Below are 20053 nucleotides of genomic sequence, written 5' to 3'. Positions count from 1 at the left end.
GTGACGTTTTTATATCTGCCGTGAATAATATGAACACTATCGTTTTTGTGGAAGATGACACAGAAGTTGGTTCACTGATTGCCGCGTACCTGGCAAAGCATGATATGCAGGTTACCGTGGAACCGCGCGGCGACCATGCCGAAGAGACAATTCTGCGGGAAAATCCGGATCTGGTGCTGCTTGATATCATGCTGCCTGGCAAAGACGGAATGTCCATCTGCCGCGATTTACGCACAAAATGGTCCGGGCCGATTGTTCTGCTGACCTCTCTCGATAGCGATATGAACCACATTCTGGCGCTGGAAATGGGTGCCTGCGACTATATTCTCAAAACAACGCCCCCCGCTGTTCTGTTGGCGCGTTTACGTTTACATTTGCGTCAGAACGAACAAGCGACGCTGACCAAAGGTATTCAGGAAACATCTCTGACACCTTACAAACCATTGCATTTCGGTACGTTAACTATCGACCCCATCAACCGCGTAGTGACACTTGCTAACCATGAGATTTCACTCTCGACGGCTGATTTTGAATTGTTATGGGAACTAGCCACCCATGCCGGACAAATTATGGACCGCGATGCGCTGCTGAAGAATTTACGCGGCGTCAGTTATGACGGGCTGGATCGTAGCGTGGATGTAGCTATTTCGCGGTTACGAAAAAAACTGCTCGATAACGCTGCCGAACCCTACCGCATTAAAACCGTGCGTAACAAAGGCTATCTTTTTGCGCCTCATGCGTGGGAATAAACGATGAAAAAACTGTTTATCCAGTTTTATCTTTTGCTGTTTGTCTGCTTTCTGGTGATGTCTCTACTGGTTGGCCTGGTGTACAAATTTACCGCCGAACGTGCAGGCAAACAGTCGCTGGATGATTTGATGAACAGTTCGCTGTATCTGATGCGTAGCGAATTACGCGAGATCCCTCCACACGACTGGGGAAAAACGTTGAAGGAGATGGATTTAAATCTCTCTTTCGATCTGCGCGTCGAGCCGCTGAGTAAATATCATCTCGATAATAACGCCATGCACCGATTGCGTGGCGGAGAGATTGTTGCTCTGGATGATCAGTACACCTTTTTACAGCGTATCCCGCGCAGCCACTACGTTCTCGCCGTGGGTCCCGTTCCTTATCTTTATTTCCTCCATCAAATGCGTTTGCTGGATATCGTGCTGATCGCCTTTATTGCCATCTCCCTCGCCTTTCCGGTGTTTATCTGGATGCGTCCGCACTGGAAAGACATGTTAAAACTGGAAGCGGCGGCGCAACGATTCGGCGATGGGCATCTCAATGAGCGTATTCACTTTGATGATGGTTCAAGCTTTGAACGACTTGGCGTGGCGTTTAACCAGATGGCGGACAATATCAACGCGTTGATTGCCAGTAAAAAGCAGCTTATTGATGGCATTGCCCATGAACTGCGAACACCATTAGTGCGCCTGCGTTATCGGCTGGAGATGAGCGACAACCTGAACGCCACCGAGTCCCAGGCCTTAAATCGCGATATCAGTCAACTGGAAGCCTTAATTGAAGAACTGCTGACTTATGCCCGGCTCGATCGCCCGCAAAATGAACTGCATTTTAGCGAACCAGACCTGCCGTTGTGGCTGTCAACACATCTGCAAGATATTCAGGCCGTGACCCCCGACAAAACGGTACGGATAAAAACGATCACGCCAGGTAATTACGCGGCACTGGATATGCGCTTAATGGAGCGCGTGCTGGATAACTTACTCAACAACGCCCTGCGCTACTGCCATTCAACCGTTGAAACCAGCCTGCTACTGGCAGGAAACAGAGCAACATTGATTGTTGAAGATGATGGTCCGGGAATTGCGGCAGAAAATCGCGAGCATATCTTTGAACCCTTTGTTCGCCTCGATCCCAGCCGGGACCGTGCAACTGGCGGCTGTGGGCTGGGGCTGGCGATTGTCCACTCCATCGCTCTGGCAATGGGCGGCACGGTCAATTGTGACACCAGCGAACTGGGGGGCGCCCGCTTCTCGTTCAGCTGGCCACTGTGGCACAACATCCCGCAATTTACTTCTGCCTGACACCAAACGCACGGTGGTTAAGTTGTCGTCAATGTGCTATAAATAAAGTATGTTGTAACTAAAGTGGTAATTTTATGGCCCGTTACGATCTTGTTGACCGACTCAATACGACTTTTCGCCAGATGGAACAAGAACTGGCAGCGTTTGCCGCTGAACTTGAACAACACAAGTTGCTGGTTGCCCGCGTGTTCTCGTTACCGGAGGTCAAAAAGGAGGATGAGCATAATCCGCTTAATCGCATTGAGGTTAAGCAACATCTCGGGAAAGAAGCGCAGGCGCTGGCACTGCGTCATTTCCGCCATTTGTTTATTCAACAACAGTCCGAAAATCGCAGCAGCAAGGCGGCTGTTCGTCTGCCTGGCGTGTTGTGCTATCAGGTCGATAACCTTTCACAAACGGCGCTGGCAAGTCATATACAGCGCATCAATCAACTTAAAACCACTTTCGAGCATATCGTCACGGTTGAGTCAGAACTGCCTACGGCAGCGCGTTTTGAATGGGTACATCGTCATTTGCCGGGGCTGATTACCCTTAACGCTTATCGCACGCTCACCGTTCTGCACGACCCCGCCACTTTACGTTTTGGCTGGGCGAATAAACATATCATTAAAAATTTGCATCGTGATGAGGTGCTGGCGCAGTTGGAAAAGAGCCTGAAATCGCCACGTAGCGTTGCACCGTGGACGCGCGAGGAGTGGCAGGGAAAACTGGAACGCGAGTATCAGGATATTGCCGCCCTGCCACAGGATGCGAAGTTAAAAATCAAACGTCCGGTGAAGGTTCAGCCAATTGCCCGTGTCTGGTACAAGGGGGATCAAAAACAAGTTCAGCACGCCTGCCCGACACCGCTTATCGCGCTGATTAATAGGGATAATGGCGCAGGCATGCCAGACGTTGGTGAGCTGTTAAATTACGATGCCGACAATGTTCAGCATCGTTTTAAACCGCAGGCACAGCCGCTTCGTTTGATCATTCCACGGCTGCACCTGTATGTTGCAGATTAACGCCCTGCTTTCATACTGCCGACCATCTGTTCTGGTCGTACCCAGCTATCAAACTCGGCTTCGCTAAGATAGCCCAGCGCAAGGGCGGCAGCTTTTAAGGTCAGCCCTTCTTTGTGCGCTTTTTTGGCGATCTCCGCAGCTTTGTCATAGCCAATATGGGTGTTTAGCGCGGTCACCAGCATCAGCGATTCATTGAGTAATTGGTTGATACGCTCACGATTCGGCTCTATTCCCACCGCGCAGTGTTTGTTAAAACTTTCCATGCCATCTGCCAGCAAGCGTACCGATTGCAGGAAATTGTGGATCACCATCGGACGGAAGACGTTCAGTTCGAAGTTACCAGAAGCGCCGCCGATGTTGATTGCCACGTCATTCCCCATCACCTGGCAGCAAAGCATGGTTAATGCTTCACACTGCGTTGGGTTCACTTTTCCCGGCATGATTGAACTACCCGGCTCGTTTTCCGGGATTGAGATTTCGCCAATGCCGCAACGTGGACCAGAAGCCAGCCAGCGGACGTCATTGGCAATTTTCATCAGTGACGCCGCCAATCCTTTTAACGCACCGTGCGCCTGAACCAGCGCATCACAGGTCGCCAGTGCTTCAAATTTGTTCGGTGCGGTAACAAACGGCGCACAGGTAATGACCGAAAGCTCGTCCGCCACGCGACGGGCATATTCCGGATGGGTGTTTAGTCCAGTACCCACAGCTGTACCGCCCAGAGCCAGTTCCGCTACGTGAGGCAGGCTGTATTCGATATGTTTGAGATTATGCTCAAGCATTGCTACCCAGCCGGAAATCTCCTGCCCCAAGGTCAGCGGCGTAGCGTCCTGCAAGTGGGTACGACCAATTTTGACGATATCGGCAAACGCGCAGGATTTCTCATTCAGAGTTTGTGTCAGGGTTTTAAGTTGTGGAATGAGTTGCTTACGCAGCGCCAGCAGCGCCGCAACGTGCATTGCCGTTGGAAAGACATCATTGGAACTCTGGCTTTTGTTCACATCGTCGTTAGGGTGAACTTTACGCTCCATCCCGCGCACACCGCCGAGCAGTTCACTCGCCCGATTGGCCAGTACTTCGTTCATGTTCATATTACTTTGCGTGCCGGAACCGGTCTGCCAGATTGCCAGTGGGAATTCATCATCATGCAGCCCCGCCAGCACTTCATCCGCCGCCTGACGAATGGCACTCGCTTTCTCTTCAGACAGCAAGCCTAAATCTTCATTAACTTTTGCCGCTGCGCGCTTGGTTAGCGCCAGCGCATGAATCAGTGAGGTTGGCATTTTCTCCGTCGAAATGCGGAAATGCTCCAGCGAGCGTTGAGTTTGTGCGCCCCACAGCTTATCTGCCGGGACATCGATCGCACCCATCGAATCTTTTTCGCTGCGTACTGTTTTCATGGCCTGCTCCTCACCTGATTAATTTTTTTCTTCTTTGCTTACGTTAAGCAACTTTTAGCTCACTTATTATTTACCATTTGATAACAAATGTTTGGTATTTCGTGCCATGTAAAAAAGCCGCCCCGAAGGGCGGCTCTGCTTATTTCACGCAGCGGCTACACTGCGTGAATTGTATCTGCTGGAAGAAGTCATTTCCTTTATCATCCACCAGGATAAACGCTGGGAAATCTTCCACTTCGATTTTCCAGATGGCTTCCATTCCCAGTTCCGGATATTCAACACATTCCAGACTTTTAATACTCCCCTGCGCCAGCACTGCCGCAGGACCGCCGATACTGCCGAGATAGAAACCGCCATGTTTTTTACAGGCATCCGTCACCTGCTGGCTGCGATTACCTTTCGCCAGCATGATCATACTGCCGCCCTGCGCTTGCAGTTGATCGACGTAAGAATCCATACGTCCGGCAGTCGTTGGGCCAAGAGAACCGGAGGCATAACCTTCCGGCGTTTTGGCCGGACCCGCGTAGTAAATTGGATGATCTTTAATATACTGCGGCAGCCCTTCGCCGTTATCCATCCGCTCTTTCAGTTTGGCATGAGCGATATCACGACCGACGATAATCGTGCCGTTAAGCGATAAGCGTGTAGAAACGGGATACTGCGACAACTGTGCGAGGATCTCTTTCATTGGGCGGTTAAGGTCAACGCGTACCGCTTCGCCTTCTCCCGCTTTACGCAGTTCTTCAGGGATGTATTTGCCAGGATTATGTTCCAGTTTTTCGATCCAGATCCCCTGACGGTTAATCTTCGCTTTGATATTACGGTCAGCAGAACAGGAGACGCCCATACCAATCGGGCAGGATGCGCCGTGGCGTGGCAGGCGAATAACGCGAATGTCATGGGCGAAATATTTCCCGCCAAACTGCGCGCCCAGACCGAGATTTTGCGCTTCAATCAGCAATTCGTTTTCCAGTTCCACATCGCGGAACGCCTGACCGTGCTCGTTCCCTTCCGTTGGCAGTTCGTCATAGTATTTAGCGGAAGCCAGTTTCACCGTTTTAAGGTTAGTTTCCGCAGAAGTTCCGCCAATAACGAACGCAATATGATACGGAGGACACGCCGCCGTACCCAGTGTGCGCATTTTCTCAACCAGATAATTTTTCAGTTTCCCCGGCGTCAGTAACGCTTTGGTTTCCTGATAGAGATACGTCTTGTTTGCCGAACCGCCACCTTTGGCGATACAGAGGAATTTGTACTCGTCGCCATCAACGGCATAAAGATCGATCTGCGCTGGCAAGTTAGTGCCGGTATTCACCTCTTTATACATATCCAGCGGCGCGTTTTGCGAGTAGCGCAGGTTATCTTCGATGTAAGTGTTATAGACACCGCGCGCCAGCGCCGCTTCGTCGCCACCACCGGTCCATACACGCTGCCCTTTTTTACCAACGATAATCGCGGTGCCGGTGTCCTGGCAGGTTGGCAGAACGCCTTTTGCGGCGATATCGGAGTTTCGCAGGAATTGCAGTGCCACATACTTGTCGTTTTCGCTGGCTTCCGGGTCACGCAAAATATCGGCTACCTGCTGTTGATGGGCCGGACGCAGCATGAATGACGCATCATGAAACGCCTGACGCGCCAGAAGAGTTAACGCTTCTGGTGCAACTTTCAAAATCTCCTGTCCTTCAAATTCAGATACGCTGACATGTTCGCTGGTCAGCAGGTAATACTCGGTATCATCTTTTTTGAGTGGGAAAGGAGCCTGATAATGAAAGGGTTTGTTTGACATTGTTCTCTCACTTACTGCCTGGTTTGGTTATGCTTTGGGCGGGTGTTCCATTGCCCTGTTAAAAGCGAATTACATTATCCTACACACTTTTTTAACAAAAACTGAGACTAGTACGACTTTTTGCGGCTCCAGGTTACTTCCCGTAGGATTCTTGCTTTAATAGCGGGATTAATTTCCACATCTAAACAGGGATTGATCATGCAAAAACTCATTAACTCAGTGCAAAACTATGCCTGGGGCAGCAAAACGGCGTTGACTGAACTTTATGGCATGGAAAATCCGTCCAGCCAGCCGATGGCCGAGTTGTGGATGGGCGCGCATCCAAAGAGCAGTTCACGTGTGCACGATGCCGCAGGAGATATCGTTTCACTGCGTGATGTGATTGAGAGTGATAAAGCGACTCTTTTGGGAGATGCCGTTGCCAAACGCTTTGGCGAGTTGCCTTTCCTGTTCAAAGTATTATGCGCAGCCCAGCCGCTCTCCATTCAGGTGCATCCGAACAAACGCAATTCTGAAATCGGTTTTGCCAAAGAAAATGCAGCCGGTATTCCAATGAATGCCGCCGAGCGTAATTATAAAGATCCTAATCACAAGCCTGAGCTGGTTTTCGCCCTGACCCCTTTCCTCGCGATGAACGCATTTCGTGAGTTTTCCGACATTGTCTCCCTGCTTCAGCCAGTCGCGGGCGCACATCCGGCCATTGCTCACTTTTTGCAGCAGCCCAATGCCGAAAGTTTAAGGGCACTGTTTGCCAGCCTGTTAAATATGCAGGGTGAAGAAAAATCCCGCGCGCTGGCGATTTTAAAATCGGCGCTCGACAGTCAGCAGGGCGAACCATGGCAAACGATCCGTTTAATTTCTGAATTTTACCCGGATGACAGCGGTCTGTTCTCCCCTCTATTGCTGAATGTGGTCAAATTGAATCCTGGCGAAGCGATGTTCCTGTTCGCTGAAACACCGCACGCTTACCTGCAAGGCGTGGCGCTGGAAGTGATGGCGAACTCCGATAACGTGCTGCGTGCGGGTCTGACGCCTAAATACATTGATATTCCAGAGCTGGTTGCCAACGTGAAGTTCGAAGCCAAACCGGCCAACCAGTTGTTGACCCAGCCGGTGAAACAAGGCTCAGAGCTGGACTTCCCGATTCCGGTTGATGATTTTGCCTTCTCGCTGCATGACCTTAGCGATGAAGAAACCACCATCAGCCAGCAAAGTGCCGCCATTTTGTTCTGCGTCGAGGGCGATGCAACGCTGTGTAAAGGTTCTCAGCAGTTACAGCTTAAACCGGGTGAATCAGCGTTTATTGCCGCCAACGAGTCACCGGTGACTGTCAAAGGCCACGGCCGTTTAGCCCGTGTTTACAACAAGCTGTAAGAGCTTACTGAAAAAATTAACATCTCTTGCTAAGCTTATTAAAGGCTTATAACACCTTCAGGCGGCCAGTCCGCCTGATTTTATTTTATGGATAATCATTATGAATAAATCGCTGGTAGCGGTAGGCGTCATTGTTGCGCTCGGCGTAGTCTGGACAGGCGGCGCATGGTACACAGGCAAGAAGATTGAAACCCATCTCGAAGACATGGTCGCGCAGGCGAACGCGCAACTCAAACTAACAGCTCCTGAATCCAACCTGGAAGTGAGTTATCAAAACTATCATCGCGGCGTATTCAGCAGCCAGTTGCAACTGGTGGTGAAACCCATTGCCGGGAAAGAAAATCCGTGGATTAAAAGCGGTCAGAGCGTCATCTTCAACGAATCGGTTGATCATGGTCCCTTCCCCCTTGCCCAGCTTAAAAAACTGAACCTGATTCCGTCGATGGCATCAATTCAAACCATGCTGGTTAATAACGAAGTAAGCAAACCACTGTTTGATATGGCAAAAGGTGAAACGCCTTTTGAGATTAACTCCCGCATTGGTTACAGCGGTGATTCCAGTTCCGATATTTCGCTCAAGCCACTGAATTACGAGCAAAAGGATGAAAAAGTCGCCTTTAGCGGCGGCGAGTTCCAGTTAAATGCAGACAGAGACGGCAAAGCCATCTCCCTGTCAGGGGAAGCACAAAGCGGTCGGGTGGATGCGGTTAACGAATACAACCAGAAAGTGCAGTTGACCTTTAATAATCTGAAAACTGACGGTTCCAGCTCGCTGGCAAGTTTTGGTGAACGCGTGGGCAATCAAAAAGTCTCGCTGGAAAAAATGACCATTTCAGTGGAAGGCAAAGAGCTGGCATTGCTGGAAGGCATGGAGATCAGCGGTAAATCGGATCTGGTCAATGACGGGAAAACGATCAATAGCCAACTGGATTACTCGCTAAATAGCCTGAAGCTTCAGAATCAGGATCTGGGCAGTGGCAAGCTGACTTTAAAAGTCGGCCAAATTGATGGCGAAGCCTGGCATCAGTTTAGCCAGCAATATAACGCGCAAACTCAGGCGCTGCTGTCACAGCCAGAAATTGCCAACAATCCCGAACTTTATCAGGAGAAAGTGACGGAAGCCTTCTTTAGCGCCCTGCCGCTGATGTTGAAAGGCGATCCGGTGATTACTATCGCACCACTGAGCTGGAAAAACAGTCAGGGTGAAAGTGCGCTGAATCTGTCGCTGTTCCTGAAAGATCCGGCAACGACTAAAGAAGCGCCGCAAACGCTGGCGCAGGAAGTAGACCGCTCGGTTAAATCTCTGGATGCGAAACTGACCATTCCGGTGGATATGGCAACTGAGCTGATGACTCAGGTAGCGAAGCTGGAAGGATATCAGGAAGATCAAGCGAAAAAACTGGCGAAACAGCAAGTTGAAGGTGCGTCAGCAATGGGGCAGATGTTCCGTCTGACCACCTTGCAGGACAATACCATCACCACCAGCCTGCAGTATGCTAACGGTCAGATCACGTTAAACGGACAGAAAATGTCGTTAGAAGATTTTGTTGGCATGTTTGCGATGCCAGCTCTTAACGTTCCGGCTGTACCGGCAATTCCGCAGCAGTAATTCACGGCCAAAACGCCGGAGAATTTTCACTCCGGCGTATTCGTCTGATTACAAACCAGAGATTGCCTGATGCGCTACGCTTATCAGGCCTACCTTTTCCTGCAACATTTTGAATTTATGAGCTTTTGTAGGCTGGATAAGGCGTTTACGCCGCATCCGGCATAAAAAACGCGCACTTTGTCAACAATCTGAAACGCCGGAGAATTTTCACTCCGGCGTTTTTTCTCACTTCAGCATATAGTCATACTGAATACTCATTTTCACATCCCAGTAATTCAGGCGATCGCCCAGCGCGCTGCCGTTGCGCTTTTCACGCCCTTTATCGGCTGCAAGAAAGAAATTCATCCCTTGTAGCGGCCCTTCGCTAACCCGATAGTTCACACCACCTAAGATACCCGCGCCTTCAATCCGCACGTCTCGTTTACTGGATTCATAGCCGCGGGTCACAATCGGTGCAAATGTCAGCGTAAATTGCGGGGTTAAACGATAATTGACGCCCAATTGCCAGGACTGCATTCCTTCGCGGTTACGATCAAGACTTAATGAAAAGGGATAGCCAATGTCGGTGTCCACTACGGCTCCATTCATCGCATGACGCAAATAACCGCCACTGCCAAATACGCTTCCCCACGGCGCGATCCAGGTCAATTGTCCACTAACCAACGCCGTTTCATTGGGCTGGCTGGTATTACGACTTAAACCTTCGAGTTGCGCATAAAAGCCGAGCAACTCCCCTTTCAACGTATAATTCGGGTCGAGCGGTATGCTTTTCTCGAGAATACTTTGTATCTGATTGGAAACATCTTTCTGTACCGATGCCCCCAGAGAATAGCGACTGGTATCATCATGCCAACTGGCGGCTAAAAAAGAACGTGCGCGATGTTTATCGTATTTTCCCGTCTGGCTGTTATAAACCCCTTCATCACGAATACCGGTTGTTGAATCGGTCCATAAAAATACTCGTGAACGCCACATTCCCCACAATTCAATATTTGGCGTTAAAGCCCAGTAACCTAACGCCCCTTCGGAAACAGTCGGCAATGTCCGTTGCGAACTACCAGCAATTAACGGAATGCGATAAGGTAAGCTGCCATAACTATAATCCGTCCCGAAGCGACCTAATTTAAGCAGGCTATTTTCACTGGGTTTTATTTTTACTGCCCCCAGGACAAAGCCAAAACTTTTATCACCATCAAGATACCACCGGGTACTCATATCAGCACGAGCACCTAATTTATAAACATAATACGCCCCACCTTCGACACCAATAATATTAGAATAATAGCCACTATTAAAATCGAGTAATCCTCCCTGTACCCATGCGTAAATGTCTCTTCCCGCGCCAGCACTGGGCTTGTCGGCCCTGCGCAATTCATTTTTCAGTCTGATGCGTAGTCCCGCTTCATCGTCAGCCAGTTGTGCCGCGTAAGCGGTGGTAAGGCCAGAGGCAGCCGTCAGGGAAATAACGGCCATGGCCACTATTTTTCTCATAGTTGCACCTTTGATGTTCTGATTATTTTTATGGAATATTAATTAGTGATATCGCTGATTAATTGCTGCTGCATTTGTTTGCGATTATCAATTTCAACTACGATTTCTTTGAATTTTTTATCCGTGAGCGGATAAAACCAGATTATTATAAATGCCAGTAGCATAAACCCGCAGGGTACTAAGGCAATTGATGTGCGGATCCCCATAATAACTTCCGGTGTTTGCACCTGATTGGCAATATATCCGCTTAATCCCAAAATAAAGGCGGGAATTGATCCTCCTATTGCCTGGCCGCATTTGCGCGTAAATGAGAATAGCGAATAGGTAAGTCCTTCAATCCGCACACCGGTCAGGTATTCACCGTATTCTACGGTATCGGCTTCCAGCGCCCACATCACGGTCATGGTAACGCCCTGACCAATTGAGGCAATGGCTAACGCAACCAGTGCCACCGGCAGCGACCAGACGGAAACCCAGAAGAACAGCAGATAACCACAGGTTCCCAGCAGCGCGCCAATCAGGAAGGTGTTCTTTTTACCGATTCTGGCGACCATCCCCGGCACCAGCGGTGCCGATGCCACGGTACCGACCAGGTTTTGCACCAGCACCAGTACGGTGAACAAGCCAGTATCATTCAACACATAGCGCACATAGAACAACAACGAGGCGCTAACAGCGAAGGTCGAAATCAGCACACACAGCGCTCCGATGCACAACATAAACAGCGGACGATTCCGTTTCAGCGTTTGCAGACTGATCTTCAATGACGGCTGTGCCACGATGCGTACCACATTCTCGCGCGTCGATTTAAAGCAGATGAAGTAAAGCACCATTCCGGCCATCGCCAGCACAATCGTCCAGAAATGGTATACCGACACCATCTCCTCCGGGCTGGAGTTCTTAATGCTCGGTCCTATCAGAAATGCCAGGCAGACAAAGGTCAATGAAGCTGCAATCCCGCGAGCCGCGCCCAGACGGGCGCGGGATTGTGGTTGTTGGGTCATCGCGGTAGCAAGTGAACCATAAGGAATATTCACCAGGCTGTAGCAAAGCCCGAGGCCCATGTAGGTCAAATATGCATACACCACTTTGCTGCTATGGCTCCAGTCGGTCGGCACCCAGAATACCAGCACGCTGAAGATCATTAACGGCGCTGTGCCGAAGAGTAAAAATGGGCGGAATTTTCCCCAGCGGGTATTCACACTGTCCACTACTCGCCCGGCCAGGACGTCGGCAAAGGCATCGAATACCCGCACCAGTAACAGCATGGTGCCCGCCGCAGCGGCACCGACGCCTGCGACGTCGGTGTAGTAACTCAACAGGAAGAGCGCCCCCATTGCGAAGGCGAAGTTATTGGCGACGTCACCGAGGCTGTAGCCGACAATGGTGCGCCAAGAGAGTTGTTGATTCATTGTTTGCCTCCCTGCTGCGGTTTTTCACCGAAATTCATGCCAGTCCAGCGTTTTTGCAGCAGGAAAGCCGCCGATTTCGGTTTGCGGTCGCGGGTGAAGATCCCTTTCTTGTTGCCGCCAACGCGCATAATGCCCTGCGAGGTCGCAAAATCAGCGAAGTTCCATACCTGTTCACCGACGACGGCGCTGACGCGATCAAAGACGCGGTGATACATATCCAGCCATGCACACTGATACTCTTCACTCCACATGTCGGTGTACATCGAGTGCAGACCCGCTAACGTATCTACGCCGTATTCGGTGATGATAATCGGCTGATGCAGTTTCTCTTGCCAGGCAAGCAGTTCTTTTTCCAGTACCTTCTCTGCCGTTTCCAAATCGCCGCTTTGGACATACCAACCGTAATAACGATTCAGGCACAGCACATCAAAGAGATCGCTGATGGTATCGGTGTGAGCGTCGCAGAACATTACATTGACGCAGGTGATCGGTCGCGTCGGGTCGAGTTTACGCGTTGCTTCCGCCAGTGGTGCGAAATATTCCCGTGCACCTTGCGGACGGGTATCCGGTTCGTTGGCAATACTCCACATCACCACGCTGGGGTGGTTTTTGTCACGCGCAATCAGCTCTTTAATCGCCTGTAAGTGCGCCTGCTGAGTTTCCCCGTTGACGGCCTCTTCGCTGTAGAGTTCTTTTGGCTTGTTACCCGCTTCAAATCCAATGCCTAAAGAGAGGTTAAAGCCGACGGCAGCAGTTTCATCAATCACCACAATGCCATTTTCATCAGCCCAGTCGAGCATCTCTTCAGCGTAAGGGTAATGCGAGGTACGGTAAGAGTTGGCACCAATCCAGTCCATCAATGCGTGATCGTGCACCATCAGCACGTTATCGAATCCTTTACCGCGTAAATCCGCATCTTCATGACGACCAAAACCAGTGAAGTAGAACGGTTTGTGGTTGATCAGGAACTGTTCGCCCTTCACTGCCACTGACCGGATGCCGACGCGCAGCGGGTAGATATCACACTCTGTCTGGCTTTTGGTTGTGACGCACAGTTCATAGAGATAACCTTCACCCGGTTGCCAGAGGTGCGGATTCACCACTTGCAAAGTCCCGCTGGTACCTTGTCCAGTTGCAACAACCTGTTGATCTGCATCACGCAGTTCAACGCTGACATCACCATTTGCCATCACCTGCCAGTCAATAGACGCGTGGTTACAGTCTTGCGCGACATGCGTCACCACGGTGATATCGCCCACCCAGGTGTTCGGTGTGGTGTAGAGCATTACGCTGCGATGGATCCCGGCGTAGTTAAAGAAATCATGGAAGTAAGACTGCTTTTTCTTGCCGTTTTCGTCGGTAATCACCATTCCCGGCGGGATAGTCTGCCAGTTCAGTTCGTTGTTCACACAAACGGTAATACGTACACTTTTCCCGGCAATAACATACGGCGTGACATCGGCTTCAAACGGCGTATAGCCGCCCTGATGCTCCATCACTTCCTGATTATTTACCCACACTTTGCCGTAATGAGTGACCGCATCGAAACGCAGGACGATACGCTGGCCCGTCCAACCTTTCGGTATAAAGACTTCGCGCTGATACCAGACGTTGCCCACATAATTACGAATATCTGCATCGGCGAACTGATCGTTAAAACTGCCCGGCACAGCAATTGCCCGGCTTTCTTGTAATGCGCTTTCCCACCAACGCTGAGAGATTCCACAGTTTTCCCGATCCAGGCTGAATGCCCACAGGCCGTCGAGTTTTTTGATTTCACGAGTTGGGGTTTCTACAGGACGTAACATAAGGGACTCCTCATTAAGATAAAAATACTGGTCAACCTTTAATCTAATTAGTTGACCAATTCTGTGTTGAACACAGTTATCTGTGAGAAACCCATGGAAGAGAAATGGAAATAAAAAGAACTGGCACCGCGATCAAAAAACCAAAAACTGCAATACCCACAGCGTGATATGGATCGCATTAATCTTTAAAACAGCGTTGACAGAAGACACAAAATAAGCAATCGAACGCTCGCTCGATTGCTTATAAAACGATAAATTCCCATGACATATGGTTTCGACGAATGTTTTAGTGGGATCTTTCGACCAGGTGAGAACGTTTTTTGTTCAGCTGTGTTGAGGCATTGAACGCGGGCACTCTCTTCACCGGCCCGCAGAAAGTGAGGATCAGGATGCGGTCAAGATACCGCCAATCATCGCACGTAGCCCCTGGGCAAATAACGCTTCTCGCGCCAGGTCTTCCGCTTCGATATCGGCCAGCACGCCATAGGTCAGATCCAGCAGTAAACGAGAGGTCATTGCCGTGTTAATGTCAGGGCTTATCTCGCCTTTTTGCTGGGCATCCCTCATGCGCTGGGCAATACATTCCGTGATGGTCAGATGTTTATTCTTAAGCATGGTGGCAACCTGTGGATTGCGCATCCCTTCTGCCATAATTTCGACCACCAGCGCTCGTTGTCCAAAGGCTTCATGGGTGAGAGAGACTATCGACTCGACCATATAGTCAACGAAATGGATCCCTTCAATCGGTTCCCGGAAGCGGGCCAACGCCCTCTCCTGGTCCTGGAGAATAATCGCCTGAATCAAGGCTTCTTTCGAAATGAAGTGGTGATAAAGCGTCCCGGGACTGATAGCGCAGGATTTACAGATGGCTTTCATTGAGGCACTGTGAAATCCATTTTCTGAAAAAATCTCTCTGGCAGCATTGAGGATCCGGGTCCGTGTCGGTTGTGCTTCAGTTTGCATGTTATCCATCGTTAAACCAATATAGTTAGCATGAATAACTAGTTTACCGCGTTGTCCGGTGAGCGCCTATCATTGCAGTTGAATTGTGCGAAGGAATACCCGTTTCGTTTACTATTTGCACGATAATTGGTCAACCAGCAGGCGGAATTTGGCTACCAGTTGTCTGGTGGAGGCTTTTCCCTACTCGACAAGCGGTGTCGGTAAACAACACTCACTCGGTTGTTTACCGACCTGTTAGCATATTAATTAAGTTCCTGTACCCCACCGCCGGAGACGGTGAGTATTTGCCCGCTTATCCAGCTGGCAGCTGGTGAACAGAGGAATAGCGCCGCGTTGGCAATATCTTGCGGTTGGCCCAGACGCCTGATTGGCGTGTGCTGCAACATTTTCTGTTCAATTTCTGGTGTAATAACGGATTTCAGGGCATCAGTTAATATTGCCCCAGGCGCTATGCCATTCACCCGAATATTTTTTTCACCCAGGTCAAACGCCATATTCCTGACCAGATGGCTGGCCGCCGCTTTAGATGACGCATAGGAGGTCATGTTTTTATTTTTATTTTCTGCTGCCATAGATGTGATGGTCAAAATAACGCCTCCGCCATTTTTTTCCATTTCAGGCGCAATGAGTTGTGACAGACGGAAAAAAGAAAACACATTCAGTTCATAAGCGCGGCGGAAATCCGCCATTGGCATATCAAACGGTTTAGGACCACCACCACCAGCATTGTTAACCAGAATATCAACTTTGCCCAGCTTACTGATGGCAAAGCCTGCCAGAGCAGATAACTCCTGTTCGGAAGTAATATCACAGCGCCAGGCAAATGCCTGCCCACCCAACTGTTGAATTTCATCTACAACATGATTAGCTGCATCGGTGTTAATATCACTGACCACTACAGATGCGCCAGCTGTCGCGAACGTAATGGCGATTTCTTTACCAATACCTGCACCCGCACCTGTAATGATGGCGCATTTTCCGTCGAGTCTCAGGTTGTCAGAATTAAACACATAAACCTCCTGTGAACTTCAGTAAAAATAAAAGGCACCGCCTGTGTGCCACATTTTTTATCATTAACCTTGAGGAAAGGACACTACCAGGTATAGCAGATAAAGAGAGGATTATTTCGCCGCAATGAGCCGGGCGGGAATAATAAGATTACGTGAATGCGTCTCTTCATGGGTGATTTTTTGCATCATGCGATCCGCAAGTGTCGTACCAAGTTCCCGCGCAGGCGTGCTGGCCCAGGTAACGGGTATATCATCAAGTGCAGTTGGCGTCGCATCGGTAAATGCCGCCAGTGAAACCTGTTGTTCAAAGTAACGATCGACGCCACTTTCGCCACTTTGTCGTCCTGCTTTCAGCAAGCCAAACCATGCCCCCATTGCAATGGTTTCGTTGTAACAAACCACGGCGCTGATGGTCGGGTTATGACGCAAAAGCGCCGTAATGGCTTCCGCAGCTTGCTTCTGACTCGAGGCACACTCCAGTACCCAATCACTGTGAAACGGCAGGCTGAATTTTAATAGTGTCGCGCAATAGCCACCCACTCGTTCCGCACGGGTTAAAGAGGAACTTTGCCCTCCCAGCCAGGCAATACGCTGGTGTCCATTGCGAATGAGATGCTCCGTCAATAACTGCGCTGCCTGCATGTTATCCGGGCGAACAGTATCAACATCATCAAGATAACTGGCTCGGGAAGCGAAAATAACCGGGATACCTTTTTCTTCTGCCATGCGCCGCAGGTCATCACTGCTCCCCGCCGCACCGGCAATGACGACGCCATCGACGCCCTGGTTCAGTAGCAGTAAAAAGCGCTGGGTCAGTTGCTCACCGTCTTTACCTCCGTGGAGCAAAAAAACCATTCGCCCCTGCGCTTCCAGTGCCTCCGTCAGCCCGGCTGTTAATTCAGCGTAAAACGGCGCAGACAAGTCACGCACAATTAAGCCAACCACACCACTCTGCCCGCCGCGTAGTGCCGACGCCTGGCGATTGCGCACAAACCCCAGTTCTTCAATGGCGGCGTTAACACGTTCTCCTGTGGCGGTAGAGATTCGCCCTTTGCCACTAAGCACCAGCGAAACGGTACTGACCGACACGCCCGCAGCCAGCGCAACATCATGAATGGTGATTTTTTTGGCGGTAGCCATGCAGATGACCTACTCCCTGATTTTGTGACAGATAAAACGTTTTACCTTTTATTTATCTTATACCCGCTATTATCGTTGCGTAATGTGATTTATGCCTCACTAAAATTTGATAAAACGTTTTATCTTCTCGCGCAATTTACTGAATCCAGATTGTTCTCTACGAGGAGTCGTTTTATGACGGCGAAAGCAGCACCAAAAGTCACACTGTGGGAATTCTTCCAGCAGCTAGGCAAAACCTTTATGTTGCCTGTCGCATTACTGTCGTTCTGCGGCATTATGTTGGGGATTGGCAGTTCCCTTAGTAGCCACGATGTCATCACACTGATCCCGGCATTGGGTAACCCTGTGTTGCAGGCCATCTTTACCTGGATGAGTAAGGTTGGTTCGTTCGCGTTTAGTTTCCTGCCAGTGATGTTCTGTATCGCCATCCCGCTGGGTCTGGCGCGCGAAAACAAAGGCGTCGCGGCGTTCGCTGGTTTTGTTGGTTACGCAGTGATGAACCTGGCAGTGAACTTCTGGTTGACCAATAAAGGCATTCTACCGACCGCCGATGTTGCCGTGCTGAAAGCCAATAACATTCAAAGCATTCTTGGGATCCAGTCGATCGACACCGGGATCCTCGGTGCAGTTATCGCCGGTATTATCGTCTGGATGCTGCATGAGCGTTTCCATAATATCCGCCTCCCGGATGCGTTGGCGTTTTTCGGCGGTACGCGCTTCGTGCCAATCATCTCCTCGCTGGTGATGGGCCTTGTCGGTCTGGTGATTCCATTGGTCTGGCCGATCTTCGCCATGGGCATTAGTGGATTAGGCCATATGATTAACAGCGCGGGTGATTTCGGACCTATGCTGTTTGGTACGGGTGAGCGTCTGCTGTTACCATTTGGTCTGCATCACATTCTGGTGGCATTAATTCGCTTTACCGACGCAGGCGGCACGCAGGAAGTCTGCGGTCAAACCGTCAGCGGCGCACTAACCATCTTCCAGGCGCAATTGAGTTGCCCGACCACTCACGGTTTCTCTGAAAGCGCCACGCGTTTCCTCTCGCAGGGCAAAATGCCTGCATTCCTCGGCGGTCTGCCAGGTGCAGCGTTAGCTATGTATCACTGTGCGCGCCCGGAAAATCGCCATAAAATTAAAGGTCTGCTGATTTCTGGCCTGATCGCCTGTGTCGTTGGCGGCACTACCGAACCGCTGGAATTCCTGTTCCTGTTCGTAGCGCCAGTTCTGTATGTCATCCACGCGCTGTTAACCGGCCTCGGCTTCACCGTCATGTCCGTGCTCGGTGTCACCATCGGTAATACCGACGGCAATATCATCGACTTTGTGGTGTTCGGTATTCTGCATGGACTGTCAACCAAGTGGTACATGGTGCCAGTGGTGGCGGCAATCTGGTTTGTTGTTTACTACGTCATCTTCCGTTTCGCTATCACCCGCTTCAATTTGAAAACCCCTGGCCGCGATAGCGAAATTGCCAGCTCAATCGAAAAAGCCGTTGCCGGTACGCCAGGTAAATCAGGTTACAACGTTCCGGCAATCCTCGAAGCCTTAGGCGGTGCCGACAATATTGTCAGCCTCGATAACTGCATTACTCGTCTGCGTTTGTCAGTGAAAGATATGTCCCTTGTTAATGTGCAGGCACTGAAGGACAATCGGGCAATTGGCGTAGTACAACTTAATCAACATAACCTGCAGGTTGTTATCGGGCCGCAAGTTCAGTCAGTCAAAGATGAAATGGCCGGTCTGATGCGTACTGTTCAGGCATAAGGATAAGATATGTTCGATTTTTCGAAGGTCGTGGATCGTCATGGCACATGGTGCACACAGTGGGATTATGTCGCTGACCGTTTCGGCACTGCTGACCTGTTACCGTTCACGATTTCAGACATGGATTTTGCCACCGCTCCCTGCATTATCGAGGCGCTGAACCAGCGCCTGATGCACGGCGTGTTTGGCTACAGTCGCTGGAAAAACGATGAATTTCTCGCGGCTATCGCCCACTGGTTTTCCACACAGCATTACACCGCCATTGATACGCAGTCGGTGGTATATGGCCCTTCCGTTATCTATATGGTGTCGGAGCTGATTCGTCAGTGGTCCGCTGTCGGTGAAGGTGTGGTGATCCATACCCCGGCCTACGACGCATTTTACAAAGCCATTGAAGGTAATCAGCGCACCGTGATGCCCGTTGCTTTAGAGAAGCGGGTTGATGGTTGGTTTTGCGATATGGGTAAACTGGAAGCCGTGTTGGCGAAACCGGAGTGTAAAATTATGCTCCTGTGTAGCCCTCAGAATCCTACCGGTAAAGTCTGGACTTGCGATGAACTGGAAACAATGGCTGACCTGTGCGAACGCTATGGTGTGCGCGTTATCTCCGATGAAATCCATATGGATATGGTATGGGGTGAGCAACCGCATATTCCCTGGAGCAATGTAGCTCGCGGCGACTGGGCGCTACTGACTTCTGGTTCGAAAAGTTTCAATATTCCGGCTCTGACCGGGGCTTACGGGATTATTGAAAATAACGACAGCCGTGAAGCGTATTTATCGGCCCTGAAAAGCCGTGATGGGCTTTCCTCCCCTGCGGTACTGGCGTTAACCGCCCATATCGCCGCCTATCAGCAAGGCGCGCCATGGCTAGATGCCTTACGCGTTTATCTGAAAGATAACCTGACGTATATCGCAGAGACGATGAACGCCGCGTTCCCTGAACTCAACTGGCAGATTCCCCAATCCACTTATCTCGCATGGCTTGATTTACGTCCGTTGAACATTGATGACAACGCGTTGCAAAAAGTCCTGATTGAACAAGAAAAAGTGGCAATCATGCCGGGATATACCTACGGTGAAGAAGGCCGTGGCTTTGTTCGGCTCAATGCCGGATGCCCACGTTCTAAACTGGAAAAAGGTGTCGCTGGATTAATTAACGCCATCCGAGCTGTACGCTAATTGCGATTGCGCAACGCAAATAATCGTTGCGCAATCGTAGATTTTTACCCTGC

15 protein-coding genes are annotated in these 20053 nt (G+C 50.3%); 7 read left to right on the top strand and 8 right to left on the bottom strand.

The genetic code is table 11. The features are described from left to right. The first annotated feature begins 29 nt into the window (after nucleotides 1-29). The 3 genes from rstA (at nucleotide 30) to tus (ending at nucleotide 3058) form a co-directional block, all read left to right on the top strand. Nucleotides 30-749 (top strand): two-component system response regulator RstA, encoded by a 720-nt coding sequence (gene rstA, locus FEK46_RS03710; RefSeq protein WP_130258961.1) that lies wholly within the window; start codon nucleotides 30-32, stop codon nucleotides 747-749. Between the two features lie 3 nt (nucleotides 750-752). Further along, nucleotides 753-2054 carry a two-component system sensor histidine kinase RstB gene (rstB, locus tag FEK46_RS03705; RefSeq protein ID WP_130209327.1) on the top strand — a complete coding sequence of 434 codons (1302 nt, stop codon included), beginning with the start codon at nucleotides 753-755 and terminating at the stop codon, nucleotides 2052-2054. Between the two features lie 74 nt (nucleotides 2055-2128). After that, complete coding sequence (gene tus, locus FEK46_RS03700) at nucleotides 2129-3058, top strand: DNA replication terminus site-binding protein (RefSeq protein WP_130219049.1); 930 nt, start codon at nucleotides 2129-2131, stop codon at nucleotides 3056-3058. On the opposite strand, the gene fumC is transcribed toward tus, so the two are convergent. Beyond that, on the bottom strand, nucleotides 3055-4458 hold the full coding sequence (gene fumC, locus FEK46_RS03695) for a class II fumarate hydratase (protein ID WP_135559554.1): 1404 nt from the start codon (nucleotides 4456-4458) through the stop codon (nucleotides 3055-3057). The genes tus and fumC overlap by 4 nt on opposite strands. A gap of 139 nt (nucleotides 4459-4597) precedes the next feature. Beyond that, nucleotides 4598-6244 carry a class I fumarate hydratase gene (gene fumB / locus FEK46_RS03690; protein ID WP_135559553.1) on the bottom strand — a complete coding sequence of 549 codons (1647 nt, stop codon included), beginning with the start codon at nucleotides 6242-6244 and terminating at the stop codon, nucleotides 4598-4600. Between the two features lie 198 nt (nucleotides 6245-6442). On the opposite strand from fumB, the gene manA reads away from it, so the two are divergent. Continuing rightward, nucleotides 6443-7618, top strand: a complete 1176-nt coding sequence (manA, locus tag FEK46_RS03685; RefSeq protein ID WP_135559552.1) for a mannose-6-phosphate isomerase — start codon at nucleotides 6443-6445, stop codon at nucleotides 7616-7618. Nucleotides 7619-7718: 100 nt separating this feature from the next. Further along, nucleotides 7719-9227, top strand: coding sequence for a YdgA family protein (locus tag FEK46_RS03680; RefSeq protein ID WP_135559551.1), 1509 nt, complete (start codon nucleotides 7719-7721; stop codon nucleotides 9225-9227). A gap of 225 nt (nucleotides 9228-9452) precedes the next feature. Here the strand turns inward: FEK46_RS03680 and uidC are convergent, their stop codons facing one another. The 6 genes from uidC to malI form a co-directional block, all read right to left on the bottom strand. After that, nucleotides 9453-10718 carry a glucuronide uptake porin UidC gene (gene uidC, locus FEK46_RS03675; RefSeq protein WP_135559550.1) on the bottom strand — a complete coding sequence of 422 codons (1266 nt, stop codon included), beginning with the start codon at nucleotides 10716-10718 and terminating at the stop codon, nucleotides 9453-9455. Between the two features lie 38 nt (nucleotides 10719-10756). Continuing rightward, nucleotides 10757-12130, bottom strand: a complete 1374-nt coding sequence (gene uidB, locus FEK46_RS03670; RefSeq protein ID WP_130260597.1) for a glucuronide transporter — start codon at nucleotides 12128-12130, stop codon at nucleotides 10757-10759. Continuing rightward, entirely contained in the window at nucleotides 12127-13938 is a 1812-nt protein-coding gene (gene uidA, locus FEK46_RS03665; RefSeq protein WP_135559549.1) for a beta-glucuronidase, read from the bottom strand. Before uidA ends, uidB begins: the two co-directional genes overlap by 4 nt. Nucleotides 13939-14322: 384 nt before the next feature. Further along, entirely contained in the window at nucleotides 14323-14910 is a 588-nt protein-coding gene (gene uidR, locus FEK46_RS03660) for a DNA-binding transcriptional regulator UidR (protein WP_130209345.1), read from the bottom strand. Nucleotides 14911-15143: 233 nt separating this feature from the next. After that, a complete protein-coding gene (gene hdhA, locus FEK46_RS03655) occupies nucleotides 15144-15911 on the bottom strand; it encodes a 7-alpha-hydroxysteroid dehydrogenase (protein WP_130260595.1) in 768 nt (255 codons plus the stop codon). Between the two features lie 111 nt (nucleotides 15912-16022). Next, a complete protein-coding gene (gene malI / locus FEK46_RS03650) occupies nucleotides 16023-17051 on the bottom strand; it encodes a mal regulon transcriptional regulator MalI (protein ID WP_135559548.1) in 1029 nt (342 codons plus the stop codon). Between the two features lie 174 nt (nucleotides 17052-17225). Here malI and malX point away from each other — a divergent pair, with 174 nt between their 5' ends. After that, complete coding sequence (gene malX, locus FEK46_RS03645; protein WP_135559547.1) at nucleotides 17226-18818, top strand: PTS maltose transporter subunit IICB; 1593 nt, start codon at nucleotides 17226-17228, stop codon at nucleotides 18816-18818. Nucleotides 18819-18827: 9 nt separating this feature from the next. Next, nucleotides 18828-20000, top strand: a complete 1173-nt coding sequence (gene malY / locus FEK46_RS03640; RefSeq protein WP_135406739.1) for a bifunctional maltose regulon transcriptional repressor/cystathionine beta-lyase MalY — start codon at nucleotides 18828-18830, stop codon at nucleotides 19998-20000. Nucleotides 20001-20053 lie beyond the last annotated feature (53 nt).

Origin of the sequence: Escherichia sp. E4736 (assembly GCF_005781225.1) — a bacterium.
Classification (GTDB): Bacteria; Pseudomonadota; Gammaproteobacteria; order Enterobacterales; family Enterobacteriaceae; genus Escherichia.
The sequence above is the reverse complement of the archived record's forward strand: the minus strand, read 5'-3'. Positions and strand labels throughout refer to the sequence as shown.

Coding starts and splice junctions, on each gene's coding strand:
- malI (WP_135559548.1), bottom strand. CDS start 17,051: ATGGCTACCGCCAAAAAAATCACCATTCATGATGTTGCGCTGGCTGCG.
- tus (WP_130219049.1), top strand. CDS start 2,129: ATGGCCCGTTACGATCTTGTTGACCGACTCAATACGACTTTTCGCCAG.
- rstB (WP_130209327.1), top strand. CDS start 753: ATGAAAAAACTGTTTATCCAGTTTTATCTTTTGCTGTTTGTCTGCTTT.
- rstA (WP_130258961.1), top strand. CDS start 30: ATGAACACTATCGTTTTTGTGGAAGATGACACAGAAGTTGGTTCACTG.
- malY (WP_135406739.1), top strand. CDS start 18,828: ATGTTCGATTTTTCGAAGGTCGTGGATCGTCATGGCACATGGTGCACA.
- uidA (WP_135559549.1), bottom strand. CDS start 13,938: ATGTTACGTCCTGTAGAAACCCCAACTCGTGAAATCAAAAAACTCGAC.
- fumC (WP_135559554.1), bottom strand. CDS start 4,458: ATGAAAACAGTACGCAGCGAAAAAGATTCGATGGGTGCGATCGATGTC.
- uidR (WP_130209345.1), bottom strand. CDS start 14,910: ATGGATAACATGCAAACTGAAGCACAACCGACACGGACCCGGATCCTC.
- manA (WP_135559552.1), top strand. CDS start 6,443: ATGCAAAAACTCATTAACTCAGTGCAAAACTATGCCTGGGGCAGCAAA.
- fumB (WP_135559553.1), bottom strand. CDS start 6,244: ATGTCAAACAAACCCTTTCATTATCAGGCTCCTTTCCCACTCAAAAAA.
- uidB (WP_130260597.1), bottom strand. CDS start 12,130: ATGAATCAACAACTCTCTTGGCGCACCATTGTCGGCTACAGCCTCGGT.
- uidC (WP_135559550.1), bottom strand. CDS start 10,718: ATGAGAAAAATAGTGGCCATGGCCGTTATTTCCCTGACGGCTGCCTCT.
- malX (WP_135559547.1), top strand. CDS start 17,226: ATGACGGCGAAAGCAGCACCAAAAGTCACACTGTGGGAATTCTTCCAG.
- FEK46_RS03680 (WP_135559551.1), top strand. CDS start 7,719: ATGAATAAATCGCTGGTAGCGGTAGGCGTCATTGTTGCGCTCGGCGTA.